Source organism: Halorubrum sp. GN11_10-6_MGM, from assembly GCF_005435165.1.
GTDB lineage: Archaea > Halobacteriota > Halobacteria > Halobacteriales > Haloferacaceae > Halorubrum.
The window spans coordinates 1-14,828 of the sequence record NZ_SGUC01000027.1; the positions used below are offsets into that span (position 1 = coordinate 1).

General features: G+C 69.0%; 15 protein-coding genes. 5 read left to right on the top strand and 10 right to left on the bottom strand.

What is annotated here, in order from left to right; all coding sequences use genetic code 11:
• Nucleotides 1–259: 259 nt before the first annotated feature.
• Nucleotides 260–1,597, bottom strand: coding sequence for a phosphoglucosamine mutase (gene glmM, locus EXE46_RS12255; RefSeq protein WP_137688677.1), 1,338 nt, complete (start codon nt 1,595–1,597; stop codon nt 260–262).
• A gap of 123 nt (nt 1,598–1,720) precedes the next feature.
• Between glmM and EXE46_RS12260 the strand changes: the two genes are divergently transcribed.
• The gene (locus tag EXE46_RS12260) at nt 1,721–2,641 is read left to right on the top strand and encodes an NAD-dependent epimerase/dehydratase family protein (protein ID WP_137688678.1); all 921 of its coding nucleotides are present in this window, start codon (nt 1,721–1,723) and stop codon (nt 2,639–2,641) included.
• Between the two features lie 82 nt (nt 2,642–2,723).
• Here EXE46_RS12260 and EXE46_RS12265 read toward each other — a convergent pair whose 3' ends face one another.
• Both EXE46_RS12265 and EXE46_RS12270 read right to left on the bottom strand, forming a co-directional pair.
• The gene (locus tag EXE46_RS12265; protein ID WP_137688679.1) at nt 2,724–2,933 is read right to left on the bottom strand and encodes a hypothetical protein; all 210 of its coding nucleotides are present in this window, start codon (nt 2,931–2,933) and stop codon (nt 2,724–2,726) included.
• Nucleotides 2,926–3,189: a hypothetical protein gene (locus EXE46_RS12270; protein WP_121562458.1), complete on the bottom strand. Its 264-nt coding sequence runs from the start codon at nt 3,187–3,189 to the stop codon at nt 2,926–2,928. Before EXE46_RS12270 ends, EXE46_RS12265 begins: the two co-directional genes overlap by 8 nt.
• 103 nt (nt 3,190–3,292) lie before the next feature.
• On the opposite strand from EXE46_RS12270, the gene EXE46_RS12275 reads away from it, so the two are divergent.
• Complete coding sequence (locus tag EXE46_RS12275) at nt 3,293–4,561, top strand: trans-acting enoyl reductase family protein (protein ID WP_137688680.1); 1,269 nt, start codon at nt 3,293–3,295, stop codon at nt 4,559–4,561.
• 144 nt (nt 4,562–4,705) lie between these two features.
• On the opposite strand, the gene EXE46_RS12280 is transcribed toward EXE46_RS12275, so the two are convergent.
• Nucleotides 4,706–5,677: a phosphoadenosine phosphosulfate reductase family protein gene (locus tag EXE46_RS12280; RefSeq protein ID WP_137688681.1), complete on the bottom strand. Its 972-nt coding sequence runs from the start codon at nt 5,675–5,677 to the stop codon at nt 4,706–4,708.
• 107 nt (nt 5,678–5,784) lie between these two features.
• Here EXE46_RS12280 and EXE46_RS12285 point away from each other — a divergent pair, with 107 nt between their 5' ends.
• Nucleotides 5,785–7,128 carry an alkaline phosphatase family protein gene (locus tag EXE46_RS12285; protein ID WP_137688682.1) on the top strand — a complete coding sequence of 448 codons (1,344 nt, stop codon included), beginning with the start codon at nt 5,785–5,787 and terminating at the stop codon, nt 7,126–7,128.
• A gap of 33 nt (nt 7,129–7,161) precedes the next feature.
• Here EXE46_RS12285 and EXE46_RS12290 read toward each other — a convergent pair whose 3' ends face one another.
• The 4 genes from EXE46_RS12290 to EXE46_RS12305 form a co-directional block, all read right to left on the bottom strand.
• Nucleotides 7,162–7,869: a sensor histidine kinase KdpD gene (locus tag EXE46_RS12290; RefSeq protein ID WP_137688683.1), complete on the bottom strand. Its 708-nt coding sequence runs from the start codon at nt 7,867–7,869 to the stop codon at nt 7,162–7,164.
• A gap of 70 nt (nt 7,870–7,939) precedes the next feature.
• Entirely contained in the window at nt 7,940–9,094 is a 1,155-nt protein-coding gene (locus tag EXE46_RS12295) for an acyl-CoA dehydrogenase family protein (protein ID WP_137688684.1), read from the bottom strand.
• 139 nt (nt 9,095–9,233) lie between these two features.
• Nucleotides 9,234–10,373 (bottom strand): pyridoxal phosphate-dependent aminotransferase, encoded by a 1,140-nt coding sequence (locus tag EXE46_RS12300; protein ID WP_137688685.1) that lies wholly within the window; start codon nt 10,371–10,373, stop codon nt 9,234–9,236.
• Nucleotides 10,370–10,858: an Lrp/AsnC family transcriptional regulator gene (locus tag EXE46_RS12305; RefSeq protein WP_137688686.1), complete on the bottom strand. Its 489-nt coding sequence runs from the start codon at nt 10,856–10,858 to the stop codon at nt 10,370–10,372. The genes EXE46_RS12300 and EXE46_RS12305 overlap by 4 nt, the downstream gene beginning before the upstream one ends.
• A gap of 144 nt (nt 10,859–11,002) precedes the next feature.
• Between EXE46_RS12305 and EXE46_RS12310 the strand changes: the two genes are divergently transcribed.
• Entirely contained in the window at nt 11,003–11,866 is an 864-nt protein-coding gene (locus EXE46_RS12310) for an aldo/keto reductase (RefSeq protein ID WP_137688687.1), read from the top strand.
• Between the two features lie 18 nt (nt 11,867–11,884).
• On the opposite strand, the gene EXE46_RS12315 is transcribed toward EXE46_RS12310, so the two are convergent.
• On the bottom strand, nt 11,885–12,700 hold the full coding sequence (locus EXE46_RS12315) for a hypothetical protein (RefSeq protein WP_137688688.1): 816 nt from the start codon (nt 12,698–12,700) through the stop codon (nt 11,885–11,887).
• A gap of 73 nt (nt 12,701–12,773) precedes the next feature.
• Complete coding sequence (locus tag EXE46_RS12320) at nt 12,774–14,126, bottom strand: adenylosuccinate synthase (RefSeq protein ID WP_137688689.1); 1,353 nt, start codon at nt 14,124–14,126, stop codon at nt 12,774–12,776.
• 341 nt (nt 14,127–14,467) lie between these two features.
• On the opposite strand from EXE46_RS12320, the gene EXE46_RS12325 reads away from it, so the two are divergent.
• On the top strand, nt 14,468–14,773 hold the full coding sequence (locus tag EXE46_RS12325; RefSeq protein ID WP_004595838.1) for a hypothetical protein: 306 nt from the start codon (nt 14,468–14,470) through the stop codon (nt 14,771–14,773).
• The last annotated feature ends 55 nt before the right edge of the window (nt 14,774–14,828 follow it).

Here is a 14,828-nt window from a genome sequence, read left to right on the forward strand (position 1 = left end):
CTGGCGACGTGGCGCCAGCAGGGACGCAATCCTTACGACGAACTCAGGCGAGTTGTCCGCGACAACGAGATGATCTCACGGGATCAAGCTGCTCCGATTGTTGAGTCTTCAGGGTAAACACGTACCTCTCGGCGACAGGTAAATGACGGTGGTGTCGATACCACTCTGGCAAAAACTGCCGCAATGTTTACCACCGAGACGGCTGAAGTTCGCGGTTCGTTTTACGCGTACACTCGCGAAGCGGATGTCGACGGGGCCGTCATATCTCGTCGTCCGCGCGCTCGACGAGGTCCCGCGCCGTCTCGAACAACGCGTCGGCGTCGTCCTCGTCGCGCGCCTCGGCCGTGATCCGCACCAGCGGCTCCGTGCCGCTCGCGCGCACGAGGAACCAGCCCGCGTCCGTCTCGACGCGGACGCCGTCGAGCGTCGACACGTCGTCGTACTCGTCGGCCGCGATCGCGCCGACGCGGTCCGCGACCGCCGACTTGGCGTCGGTGCGGACGGAGTCCCGGCGGATCGGGTAGTCGGGGAGGTCGTCGACGAGCGCCGCGAGCGACCCCTCCGCGCCGACGAGCGCGGTCAGGACGCAGGCCGCCAGCGGCCCGTCGGGGCAGGGCGTCCGCTCCGGCCAGATCCACGCGCCGCTGGGCTCGCCGCCGAAGGCGACGCCCGGCTTCGCCGCCTCCGCGGCGACGTATGCGTCGCCGACCGGCGTGTACGTCACCTCGGCGCCGATCTCGGCCAGCGCGTCTGCGACGAGCAGACTCGTGTCGACCGGCACCGCAACGCTGTCGCCCGGCTCCGCCTCCCGGCGGGCGAACAGCGCGAGCAGCGCGTCGCCGGAGAGGAACCGGCCCCGCTCGTCGATCGCCATCATGCGGTCGGCGTCGCCGTCGTGGACGACTCCGAGGTCGGCGTCGGTCGCCTCGACGACCGCGCACGCGGTCTCGCAGTTCCCCGCGGTCGGCTCGCTCGGTCGCCCGGGGAACCGCCCGTCGCGCTGCGCGTTGAGCGTCTCCACGTCGCAGCCGGTCGCGTGGAGCGCATCGGCCGTGACGCGCCCGACGCCGTTCCCGAGGTCGACGACGACCGACAGGTCGTCGGGCAGCGGGACCGTCTCGCGGAGCGCGCGCTCGTGGGCCCGGCGGGCGTCGCCGCCCGCGACCGCGTCGCGCGTCTCGACCGTACCGATCCCGTCGTGACCGGCGAACTCGAACGCCGCCGTCTTGACGATCTCGGCGATCCGGTCGTTGCGCTCCTCGCCGAACGCGCGTCCGGACGCCGTCCAGAGCTTGATCCCGTTGTCGGGCGCGGGGTTGTGCGAGGCCGTGACGACGACGCCCGCGTCCGCGCCCTCGCGGGCGACGGCGCGGGCCACCGTCGGCGTCGCCTCCACCCCGACGTCGATCGCGTCGGCCCCGCACTCGGTGAGCCCGGCGAGGAGGGCGCGCACGAGCATCCGTCCGCTGTCGCGGGCGTCGCGACCGACCACGACCGTCTCGGCGCCGTCCGTCGCGAGCGCGCGTCCCACGTCGAGCGCGAGGTCGGCCGTCACGTCCTCGCCGACCGGGCCGCGAACGCCGCTTGTCCCGAACATACCGCGATCATCACCGCCCACCGCAAAGACGGTTCGGGACCCACCGACTGTCCCGGTCAACCAGTCCGGCGGCGGCTCGCAGAAACCGACACGGTAAACCCGATGCTCGAACGAGGACGGATCATGCAGGACAAACGCGTCCTCGTGACGGGCGGGGCGGGCTTCATCGGCTCGAACCTCGCGAACCGCCTCGCGGCCGACAACGACGTGATCGCGGTCGACGACACCTACCTCGGCACGCCCGAGAACCTCGATCCCGACGTGGAGTTCGTCGAGGCCTCCGTCGTCGACGGCGATTTCCCCGCCGACGTCGACGTCGTCTTCCACCTCGCCGCGCTCTCCTCGCGGAACATGCACGAGTCGGACCCCCAGCGCGGCTGTCGCGTCAACGTCGAGGGGTTCGTCAACGTCGTCGAACGCGCCCGCAAACAGGGCTGTGACACGGTCGTTTACGCCTCCACCTCCTCGATCTACGGGAGTCGCACCGAGCCCTCGCCGGTCGACATGGACGTGGAGGCGCACACCGCCTACGAGGCCTCTAAGCTCGCCCGCGAGCGCTACGCCGAGTACTACGCCAACCACCACGACATGGCGATGGCCGGCCTCCGCTTCTTTTCCGTCTATCAGGGCTTCGGCGGCAACGAGGAACACAAGGGCGAGTACGCGAACACGGTCGCGCAGTTCGCGGACGCCATCGCCTCCGGCGAGGCGCCCGAGCTGTTCGGCGACGGCAGCCAGACGCGCGACTTCACGCACGTCTCGGACGTGGCCCGCGCCTGCGAACTCGCCGCCGACCACGAGCTGACCGGCGTGTACAACGTCGGCACCCAAGAGGCGTACTCGTTCAACGAGATGGTCGAGATGATCAACGACGCGCTCGGCACCGACGTCGAGCCCGACTACATCGAGTGCCCGTTCGACGGCTACGTCCACGACACGATGGCCGACTACTCCGAATTCCACGAGGCCACCGGCTGGGAGCCCGAAGTGAGCTTCAAGCAGGGCGTCGAACTCGTCTGCGAGCCGTACCTCGGCGAGGATTAGGCGTCGAGCGCGGGCGGCGGCGCCGTCGCGCTCGCGTACCGCGTCACCGATCCGCGGGACGCCACCGCGGTTTCGGGGGGATTCAGGACGCGTCGACCGCGCTGCCGGCGGCGACGAGGAAGCCGATGATCGCGGTTATCAGTCCCACCATCGCGATGGCGACGGCCCCGATGCGGAAGGCGTCGCCGGAGAGCCGGTTCGCGGTGAGGAACAGGAAAACGGTCGTGACGAAGCCGATGAGCGCGAGGATCCGCCCGAACCGTGCGGCGTCGATCCCGGGCTCACTAGACACGGTTTAGGATCTCCTTGAGAACGCCCTGGTACTCGTCGTCGGTCGCGGCGTTGCCCAGCGAGTGGATCGACTGCGAGATCCACAGCCCGGCGGTGAAGTTGATGAACGCCGCCATCGAGACGGTGCCGATCTGTCCCTCGACGAACAGCCCCGTGTACACGGCTCCGATGAATCCCAACACCATGAGGCTGTGCGTGACGAGCGAGCGGGTGCCGAAGTCGGCGAGCTGTAGTGACAATCGAGTGCCAACGGCCATACGATCGTTAGTGGTCGACGATGTAAAGAGGTACCGCGGGGGGAGGCGCCGCTTCCCAGACGGACCCCGACCGTTTACCGCCGTCGCCGCGTAGTGAGCGAGCATGAGCGACACGGACCCGACGCACGACGTCGTGGTGTGGGGAGCGACAGGCGTCGCGGGACGGTTCACCGCGGAGTACCTCACCGAGCGGTACGGCCCGGACGAGTTCGCGCTGGCGATCGGCGGGCGGGACCGGGAGAAGCTCGACGCGCTCGCCGCCGACCTCGCGGGACGCAGCGACGCGTGGAACGACGTGCCGGTCGTGGTGGGCGACGCGACCGACGCCGAGAGCCTCCGGGCGATGGCTCGGGAGACGCGCGTCGTCTGTACGACGGTCGGCCCGTACACCCGGCTCGGGACGCCGCTCGTCGAGGCCTGCGTCGAGACCGGCACGGACTACTGCGACCTCACCGGGGAGGTGAACTGGGTGCGCGAGACGGTCGACCGGTTCCACGAGGCCGCCGTCGAGCGCGACGCCCGGATCGTCCACGGCTGCGGCTTCGACTCCGTGCCCGCCGACATCGGTACCCTGCTCGTCCAGTCGTTCGCGAGGGAAACGCACGGCGCGCCCTGCGAAACGGTACGGATCTACCTCGACGGCGGGAGCGGGAGCGTCAGCGGCGGGACGCTCGCGAGCTTCGGCGAGCTGTTCGACGCGGCCGCGACCGACCCACTCGCCCGCGAGGCGCTCCGGAACCCCTACTCGTTGGCGCCGCGGGGCGAGCGCAGCGGCGTCGACCCCGGCGAGCAGCGCTGGCCGCGGCGGGACGCGCTGCGGGGCGGGTGGACCGCCCCCTCGCCGATGGCGCCGGTGAACGAGCGCGTGGTGCGCCGGAGCAACGCGCTCCTCGGCTACCCGTGGGGGCGAGAGTTCCGCTGTACCGAGGTCGTCCCGACCGGAGACGGCCCCGCGGGTGCGGCGACCGCGGGCCTCGTCGCGGGCGGGCTCGGCCTGTTCACGGCCGCGATGTCCGTCGGGCCGGTCCGCTCGGCGTTCGAACGGTACGTCTTCCCCGACCCCGGCGAGGGGCCGACCCGAGAGGAGGCGGAGGCCGGGAGCTTCCGGATCGGCGTCCTCGGGCGCGGCACCGGCGCCGACGGCCCCTTCACGGTCGAGGCCGAGTTCGGCGCCGACCGCGATCCGGGCTACGGCGCGACCGCGAGAATGCTCGGCGAGTCCGCGGTCTGTCTGGCGCGTGACGACGTCGACTCCCCGTTCGACGGCGGCGTGTTGACGCCGGCGTCCGGGATCGGGCTTCCCCTGGCGGAACGGCTCCGTGAGATCGGCTTCACGGCGTCGGTCGGGGAGCGCGCCGAGAGCGAGCGTTGAGAACGAGCGCTGAGGGAACGGACGCTAGGAAGCGGGCGCTGAGAGAGGTCGAGCGCGGCCGTCGAAAGAGCGATCGAAAGCGCGACCGCCGAGCGGGCGCGAGCGGCGAGGAAAATCGGTCTGCGAGTCAGTCTCCGACGTCTATCACATGTAACCGAGGTCGCGCAGGCGCTCCATCAGGTCCTCCTTGTCCTGGGCGCGGCCGGCGCGTTCGGTCGTGTCTTCGAGGTTCTGGAGCCACGCGGGCTCCTCGGTCGTCTTCTCCGTGCTGACCTCGCTGCCGAGCGAGCGGAACCCGGCGAAGTACTTCGGCGAGATCGGGATGTCCTCCTGCGTGACGCCCTCGGGGAGGTCGTCGTCGGCCTGCGGGATGTACCCCTCGTCGGGGAACGCCTCGACGGTGTCCGGCACCACGAAGTTCCAGAAGGCGTCCCACACGTCGGCTTCGGCGAACTGGAGGATGGGCTGAATGCGGTCGTGGGGCGGGAACAGGTCGGGGTCGTGGCGCGGCGAGAAGAACGTCTCGTCGGCGCGGGCCTCCTGTTCGTCCCAGCGCACGCCGGAGATGACGCCGTCGATGTCGTACTCTTCGAGCGCGTCGTTGAGCGCGACCGTCTTCAGCAGGTGATTCCCGACGTAGGTGTCGAGCAGGAACGGGAACGTGTCCTCCTCGAACTCCAGGATCTCCCGGATGTGGTGCTGGTTGTGCTCCGAGAGCGCGTCGACGGGGATGTCGTCGCCCGGTTCGAGGCCGTGTTCGTCGACGTACGCGCCCACGTCGTCGTTGCGGGCGTACACGAGGTCGATATCCCACTCGTCGGCCCAGTGTTCGACGAAATCGGTGATCGAATCGAAGTGCTGGAAGTGGTCGATAAAGACGGCGGTGGGCTTCTCGTAGCCGTACTCCTCGGCCACCTGATTGATGAAGTACAGCGTGAGCGTGGAGTCTTTCCCGCCCGTCCACATCACGGCGGGGTTGTCGTACTGTTCGAGGCCGCGGCGCGTGACCTCGACCGCCTTCTCGATTTTGTGCTGGATCGACGGGTAGTCGTCCGGAGTTTCCCCCTCGCCGTCGGTGTAATCGACGTCGACGCTCGCCGGGAAGTCGTCGCTCATACGCCGGAGATGTCGACGCGGAGGGAAATATGCCTTCTGAATCGTTCCCGCCGGTGGAAATCCGCCGGAACACAAGGGATATGTCGGCGCGAACGCACGCTGCGAGCATGGGTCTGTTCGACCGGCTCCGTGGCGACGACGACGGACGCGTCGTCTTCCTTGGGATCGACGGCGTACCGCTCGACCTCGTCGAGGACCACCCCGACGTCTTCGAGAACCTCACCGACATCGCCGAGACCGGCTCCGGCGGACGGTTAGAGAGCATCGTCCCGCCGGAGTCGAGCGCCTGCTGGCCGAGCCTCACGACCGGCGTGAACCCGGGAGCGACCGGCGTGTACGGCTTTCAGGACCGCGAGGTCGACTCCTACGAGACGTACGTCCCGCTCGGGCGCCACGTGAAGGCGACGCGCCTGTGGGACCGCGTCACCGACGCCGGCCGCGACGCGACCGTGCTCAACGTCCCGGTCACGTTCCCGCCGTCGACGCGGATTCAGCGGATGGCCTCCGGTTTCCTCTCGCCCGACCTCGACGCCGCCACGAGCGACGAGTCGCTCCGCGAGACGCTCAGCGGCTTCGACTACAAGATCGACGTCAACGCCAAGCTCGGCCACGACGACGACAAAAGCGAGTTCATCGAGGACGCCCACGCGACCCTCGACGCCCGGTACGAGGCGTTCGCTCACTACCTCGCCGAAGACGACTGGGACCTCTTTTTCGGCGTGTTCATGAGCACCGACCGGGTGAACCACTTCCTATTCGGCGACTACGCGAACGACGGCGAGTACGCCGACGAGTTCCTGGAGTTCTACCGCACGCTCGACGGGTACATCGGCGAGATCCGGGACTCGCTCGACGACGACACCACACTCGTCGTCGCCTCCGACCACGGTTTCACCGAGCTCCAGTGGGAGGTGAACTGTAACCAGTTCCTCGCCGACGAGGGGTGGCTCTCCTACGAGGGCGACGACCACGACGCGCTCAGCGACATCGACGACGAGACGCGGGCGTACTCGCTCATCCCCGGCCGCTTCTACCTCAACCTTGAGGGGCGCGAGCCTGAGGGCGTCGTCCCCGAGGCCGAGTACGAGGAGACGCGCGAGGCGCTCATCGAGGACCTCGAATCGCTCACCGGTCCCGACGGGCGGCAGGTGTGCAAGCGGATCGTGAAAGGCGAGACCGTCTTCGACGGCGCCCACGACGACATCGCGCCGGACCTCGTCGTCATCCCCGCCGACGGCTTCGACCTCAAATCCGGGTTCGGCGGGAAGAAGGCGGTGTTCACCGAGGGCCCCCGCAACGGGATGCACAAGTTCGAGAACTCGCTGCTGTACGCGACCGACCCCGGCCTCGACCTGACGGACGCGAACCTCTTCGACGTGACGCCGACGCTCCTCGACCTGCTGGACGTCGACGCCGACGCCGAGTTCGACGGCGAGAGCCTGCTGAGCTGACGCAGCCGCTTCGTTGTCGGCGTTATCGAGGCGTCAGCCGCCACAGAGCGGGAGGCTGACGACGAACACGGCCCCCTTCGGCTCGTTGTCTTCGATCCGAACGTCACCGCCGTAGATCTCGACGAGCGACCGGACCAGATACAGGCCGATCCCGGCGCCCGGGCTGTCGAGCCCCTTCTCGCCTTTCCCGAACACCTCGTCGCGCTGGTCTTCGGAGATTCCGGGCCCGTTGTCGGCGATCCGAACCTCGGCGACATCCGCGGGCTCGTCGACGCTCGCCGCCACCGTCACCTTCGGTGGGGCCTCGTCGTTGTGCTGGACCGCGTTCCGCAGGAGGTTCCGGAAGACGGAACTCAACATCTCGTCGCCGACGACCTCGACCTCGGGGAACGACCCCTCCACCGTGAACACGGCCTCGGAGTACGCCGACCGAACCTCCTCGACCTGCTGTGAGAGGACTCGGTCCAGTGAGACGCGGCTGGGCTCGGCGTCCTCGCGGAGCATCACCTCGGCGAGGTCGCGGACCGTCGTGGTGAGCGACACGGCGCTCTGCGTGTTGCGCTTGATGACGTCGAGGTACTCCGCGCCCTCCTCGTCGACGTGATCGTCGAGCAGCTCCGCGTACGCGCCGACGAGCTGGAGATCGTTTCGGATGTCGTGGCGCATCACCTGATTCAACAGCTGTAGATCGTCTCGCTGCCGCTTGAGCCGCTCTTCGGCGTCCGCGACGCCCTCGCTCATGACGGCGCGTACGCTCGCCCGACGTTTTTAAATACCGATTGCGGTGCCCCCCGGGTCGGTCTCCACACACCTACATCCCTTCGTCGAGCAGCTCGCGGGCGACGATGTTCTTCTGGATCTCCGTGGTGCCCTCGTAGATCTGGGTGATCTTCGCGTCGCGGTAGAGTCGCTCGACGTCGTGGTCGTTGACGAAGCCGGCGCCGCCGTGGACCTGGACCGCCTCGTCGGCGACCTCCACCGCGGTCCGCGAGGCGAACTCCTTCGCCATCGACGCGAGCGCGGTCAGATCGCCCGACTCGTTGTCGACCGCCCACGCCGAGCGGTAGGTGAGCCAGCGGGCGGCCTCGGTGTTCGTGTACATCTCCGCGAGCTTGTGTTTGATCGCCTGAAAGTCGGAGATGGAGCGGCCGAACTGTTCGCGCTCCTCGGCGTACTCCAGCGCGCGCTCGGCGGCGCCGCGGGCGATCCCGACGCCTTGGGCGGCGACCGCGGTCCGGGTCTCGTCGAAGAACTGCATGAGCTGGAGAAAGCCCATTCCCCGCTGGCCGATCAGGTTCTCTTCGGGCACCCGCACGTCGTCGAAGCGCAGCTCGGCGGTGTCGCTCGCGCGGATCCCGAGCTTGCCGGTGATCTTGTCGCGGGTGAGCCCGTCGCGGTCGGCTTCGACGAGGATCTGCGAGTAGCCCGAGTAGCGGTCGTCGATCTCCGGGTCCGTCTCGCAGACGACCACGAAGTAGTCGGCGACGGTGCCGTTCGTGATCCACATCTTCGAGCCGTTGATCACCCACTCGTCGCCGTCCTTCTCCGCCCGAGTGGCGACCGAGGTGACGTCAGATCCAGCCTGCGGCTCCGAGATGGCCGACCCCATCACCGCGTCGCCCGCGGTCACCTCGGGGAGGACGCGCTCCTTCTGCTCGTCCGTGCCGAACTCCATCAGCGCCTCCGCCCCGAACCCGGCGCTGGAGATACAGAGGCCGATCCCGGGGTCGGCCGCGAACAGCTCCTCGGTGAGGATCGCGTTCTCCAGCGAGGAGTAGCCGATCCCGCCGTACTCGACCGGGACGTGCGGCGCGAGCAGCCCCATGTCCGCCGCCTTCTCCATCACCTCGTGCGGGTACTCCTCGCCGACGTCGTACTCGGTCGCGACCGGTCGGATCTCCTCGTCGGCGAACTTTCGTACCTCCTCGCGCAGCTGTTTCTGCTCGTCCGTTAGCTGGAACTCCATACGCGAACGATCAGGATCGAGCGTGATAATCGTTAGCGAACGGTGAACAATTGGAGAAGAGTTGTTCGTTTACCTCGCGGGGGCTACGAATGCGGCCGCAGCGGCCGATTTTCTCTCGGGCCCCCGCGCGACCGTGTGCTCAGCGTCCCTCGACGAACGCCGCGATCCGGTCGGTCGCCTCCTTCAGCTCGCGCATCGACGTCGCGTACGAGACGCGGAGGTGCCCCTCGCCGCCCGCGCCGAAGACGGAACCGGGGACGACGGCGACGCCCTGGTCCTCCAGTAGCGCCTCGGCGAACGCCTCGTCGTCGCCGCCGCACTCCGGGAACGCGTAGAAGGCGCCGCCCGGCTCGAAGGTGTCGAGGCCCATCTCGTTGAACCGGGAGACGACGAGCCGCCGCCGGCGGTTGTACTCCTCGACCATCTCTGTCACCTCCTCGTCGCAGCGGTCCAGCGCCTCGATGGCGGCGTACTGCGGCGTCGTCGGCGCCGACAGCATCGTGTACTGATGGATCCGGTTCATCGCGTCGATCGCCTCCGCGGGACCGAGCGCGTACCCCAACCGCAGCCCGGTCATCGCGTACGCTTTCGAGAAGCCGTTGACGACGACCGTGCGCTCGCGCATCCCGGGCTGCGTCGCGATCGAGGCGTGGTCGGTCCCGTAGGTGAGCGCGGCGTATATCTCGTCGGCGACCACTCGAAGGTCCTCGTCGCGACAGAACGCGGCGACCTCGGCCAGCTGCTCGTCGGTCATCGTCGCGCCCGTCGGGTTGTTCGGGTAGCAGAGCACGAGCAGGTCCGCCTCGGCGGCGCCCGCCGCCTCCAGCGACTCGCGGGTGAGCGCGAAGTCGTCTTCGGCCCGCGTCGGGACCGTCAGCTGCTCGCCGCCCGCCAGTTCGATCCCCGGCCCGTAGGAGATGTACGTCGGCTCGTGGACCGCGACGGTGTCGCCGGGGTCGACCAAGGCCCGGAAGGCCAGATCGACCGCCTCGCTCGCGCCGGTGGTGGCGAGGATCTCCGACTCCGGCTCGTACGACTGGTCGTAGCGCTCGTGGTGGGCGGCGATCCGCTCGCGGAGCGCGGCCATCCCGCGGTTCGCCGTGTAGGAGGTCTTCCCGCGTTCCAGCGAGTCGATCGCGGCGGTCCGAGCCGCCCACGGCGCCGAGAAGTCGGGCTCGCCGACCCCCAGCGAGATGACGTCGTCGCGCGCCTCCGCGAGCTCGAAGAACTTCCGGATCCCCGACTCGGGGAGGGTGCGGGCGCGGTCGGAGAGTCTCATGGCGACACGGAGAGGCGGTCGTCGTCGTCGCCGTCCTCGAACCGGATCCCGCCGTCCTTGTACGTCTCCATGATGTAGTGGGTCACCGTCTGCGTGACCTCCGGCATCGGCGCGACCTGCTCGGAGATGAACTCGGAGACGTCCTGCATGTTCTCGCCGAGCACCTCGACCGCGAAGTCGTAGTCGCCCGAGACGAGGTGTAAGGCGTCGACCGCGGGGAACTTCGCGATCCGGTCGGCCACCTGCTCGTACCCCGTCTCGCGGTCGAGCTCGACGTTGATCTCGACGACCGCGCGGATCTTCCCCTCGTCGACGCGGTCCCAGTCGATCACGGCTTGGTAGCCGTGGACGACGTTGTCCGCCTCCAGCGCGTCGATCGCCGCCGCGACCGCGTCCGCGTCGAGGCCTGTCTGGGCCGCGATGTCGTCGATGTCCTCGCGGGCATTCCGCGCCAACACGTCGAGTACCTCGCGCTCGGCGTCCATACCCCACGATCGCGCGGGGGCGGTTTATGAGTAGCGACGGGCGCAACACGGGCGAGCCGGGCGAGGAAGGCGGCGCCCTCTCGACCGGACGCGTCCCCTTCCGGCAACCCCACGGCTTTCCGCGTGGGCCGAGATGACTCGCGTATGGCTTCGAACACCGGCGGCAGGAGCGACACGTTCGATATCGGCGGCGAACTGACGGTCGACCGCCTCGGCTTCGGCGCGATGCGGATTACCGGCGAGGAGATCATCGGTCGCCCCGACGACGAGGAGGCGGCGAAGGACGTGCTCCGACGCGCGGTCGACCTCGGCGTCGACTTCGTCGACACGGCCGACTCCTACGGGCCGGGCGTCTCGGAGCGACTGATCGGCGAGGCGCTCGGCGACCCGGACGACGTGGTCGTCGCCTCGAAGGCCGGCCTGCTCCGCAACCGCGACGGCGACTGGCTCCCGCACGGCGACCCCGACTTCCTGAGGAATCAGGTGCTGTGTAGCCTCGACCGGCTCGGCACCGACACGATCGACCTCTACCAGTACCACCGGCCGGACCCAGACACCGACTTCGAAGAGTCGGTCCACGCGTTCGCGGAGATGAAAGACGCCGGCCAGATCGCCCACGTCGGCCTCTCGAACGTCACCGTCGAGCAGCTGGAGACCGCGACCGAGATCGTCGACGTCGCCACCGTCCAGAACCGCTACAACGTCGGCCACCGCGACGACGAGGACGTGCTGGCCGCCTGCGAGGACCACGGCGTCGGCTTCATCCCGTGGGGACCGATGTACGCGGTCGACGACGAGGACGCGGGCGAGGTGCTCGCGGAGGTCGCCGAGCGGCGGGACGCGACCCCGCAGCAGGTCTCGCTCGCGTGGCTGCTCGACCACTCCGACGCGACGCTGCCGATTCCCGGCACGTCGAGCGTCGAGCACCTCGAATCGAACCTCGCGGCCGCGGAGCTGACGCTCACCGACGAAGACCTCGCGGCGCTGAACGCCGTCGACCCGCAGTAGGCGCCGAGGCGCCGCCGCTCACTCGACAGTCTCGATCCCGGCCATCTCGGCGACCTTCAGCGCGGTCGCGACGTTGAACGCGAGCCCGAGGGGCGCGGCGACGACCGCGGCCGCGACCGCACCGATCGGACCGGCGTGCGCGAGGAGGCTCACGGGAACCGAACAGATCGCCGTGACGACCGCGACGGCGAGGAAGAAGCCGAGCGGTCGGTGACCGTCGACGAGTTCCCGCGCGCGCAGCACCGCGGACTCGATACCGCGATCCTCCAACACGAGGACGTAGACCGTCGGGAAGTACAGGTACGAGACGACGAGCGCCGCGACGAGGGCGACGACGAACAGCGGCGGAAAGAGGAGCAGCGGGAGAAAGAGGACGGCGAACGCCATGACGACGATCGCTTCGAGCAGGATCACTCGGACGCCGAACCGACGGAGCGCCGCGACGAAGTCGAACCGACCGGTCGTGATCCCGGCCGCGATGCTCCCGAAGTACCCCGCGCTCAGCGCGCCCGAGACGACGACGTACGCGCCGATCGCGGGAACGAGAAGCGGCAGCGCCTCCAGGGACCCGAACGGGAGCGACACCGACACGCCGCCCCCGCGGGGGGCGTCGACGAAGCTCCAGAGGTCGTACCGGTAGACGGGAAACGACGCGCGGAGCGAGAATCCGTTCGCGTTCCCCGTCGCCAGTAGCTCCCGCGCCCGTAGCAGCGCCGTCGCCAGCGGGACGAGCGCGAGCGGGAGCAGTCGCGCGAGGTGAGCGACGGTCCGTTCGACGATCGGTTCCGTGGGGCCGGTGTCGCGGTCCGCGGGACCGCTGGAGGGCTGCGACATACCAACGGCTGGGTGTGGGGTGACAGAAAACGGCTTCGGCACCGGGCGACAGAATCGGCCCCGGGGGCCGGGCTTACTCGTCGAACGGGTTGACCAGTTCGACCGTCTCCTCGCGGTCGGGGCCGACGCCGACGGCGTAGATCGGGGTGTCGATCTCGTCGGCCACGAACTCCAGGTACTCGCGGGCCGCCTCGGGGAGGGCGTCGAAGCCGGCCTCGGCGACCGCCGCCGAGTCGAACGGCTCCCACGTGTCGAGCGTCTCGTAGACCGGCTCGCAGCGCTCCCACCGCTCCGTGGTCGTGGGAACGGTGTCGATCGTTTCCCCGTCCAGCTCGTACCCCGTACACACCTTCAGCTCGTCGAGGCCGGCGAGCACGTCCACGTGGTTGACGGCGACGCCGGTGAAGCCGGAGACGCGCGCCGAGTGCCGGAGCATCGGGAGGTCGAGCCAGCCGATCCGCCGCGGTCGGCCCGTGACCGTCCCGAACTCGCCGCCCTTCTCGCGGATCTCGTCGGCGAGCGCCTCCTCGTCGGCGTCGCCGTCGAGCTCCGTCGGGAGCGGGCCCTCGCCGACGCGCGAGAGGTACGCCTTCACGATGCCGACGACCTCGCCGTCGCCGACGGTCGTGACGCCGACGCCGGAGCCGACCGCGGCCGCGCCGGCCGTCGGGTTTGAGGAGGTGACGAACGGGTAGTTCCCGTGGTCGACGTCGATGTGCGTCCCCTGCGCGCCCTCGAAGACGATCTCGTCGCCGGCCTCGCGGCGGCGGTACAGGAAGTCGGAGCAGTTGACGGTCATCCCCTCGTCGGCGAGGCGCTCGCCGATCGCGGCGAACTCCTCGTGGAGCGCGTCGACGTCGAACGCGTCGGCGCGGTCGTCGTCGTCGAGATCGAGCCCGTACACGTCCTCGACGAGCGCGCGCTTCTGCGGGACGACGTACTCCAGCTTCTCGCGGAGCACGTCGGGGTCGAGTAAGTCGGCGATGCGAATCCCGCGGCGGCCCGCCTTGTCCTCGTAGGTCGGACCGATCCCGCGGCCGGTGGTGCCGACCTCGTCGCCGGCGTCGTCGTCGGCCTTCACCTCCTCCTCGATCCCGTCGAGCGCGCGGTGGTACGGAGTGATGACGTGCGCGCGGCGAGCGACGCGCACGTCCGGGTCGAGCCCGCGCTCGCGCAGGTCGTCGATCTCCGTGAACAGCGTCTTCGGGTTGACGACGCAGCCGTTCCCGAGCACGCCGACGGTCCCGCGGACCGCGCCGCTGGGCACCAAGGATAGCTTGTACTCCGCGCCGCCTTCGACGACGGTGTGGCCGGCGTTGTCGCCGCCCTGATAACGGACTACGACGTCCGCGTCCCCTCCCCACCGGTCGACGAGCGCGCCCTTGCCCTCGTCGCCGAGCTGGGAGCCGACGATGGTGAGTGTCATACGACCTGCCGGTTTCCGGCGGGGGGTAAAACCGATTACGGTCTGCGACCGCGAGACCGACACGGACGTGGATCAGAAAATCGCAGTAGGATCTGGAATACGCTCGTTCGTGTATTCACTCGGCGTCACCCCGCGAACCGCCTCCCGAGCGTCCGTCCGCCGTGCCCGCCCGTCCGCCGTGCTCGCCCGTCCGCCGTGCTCGCCCGCCGCGCACGGCCTCGGTCTGCCGTGCCGCGATCGAACACGTTAACTACTGCCACGTCAAAGCGTCGGATCGGACGACCGGTCCCCCGCGGCCGACAGCAACTTTTAAACAGGGGCATGACGAGTTAACATGTGCCATGATAGATCGACTAGAGAAGGAGGTAGACATGCTGGAACGTCACCTCCAAGTCCTGCGGATGGTCATCGAAAACGAGCCGATCGGCATCGTCAAGATGTCGAACGAGACCGGCTACCCGCACCACAAGGTCCGGTACTCGCTGCGCGTCCTCGAAGAGGAGAACCTCATCGAGCCGTCCAGTCAGGGTGCGATCACCACGGAGCGGACCCACGAGTTCGTCGACGAACTCGACGAGAAGCTCGACGAGACCGTCGAGAAGCTCGGCTCCATGCGGATCGACGACGCCGCCGAACTCGAGAACTGACCGGTATTTCGATTTCGCTCGCCGACGTACCTGCCGCGTTTCCGTTCTCCGCGTA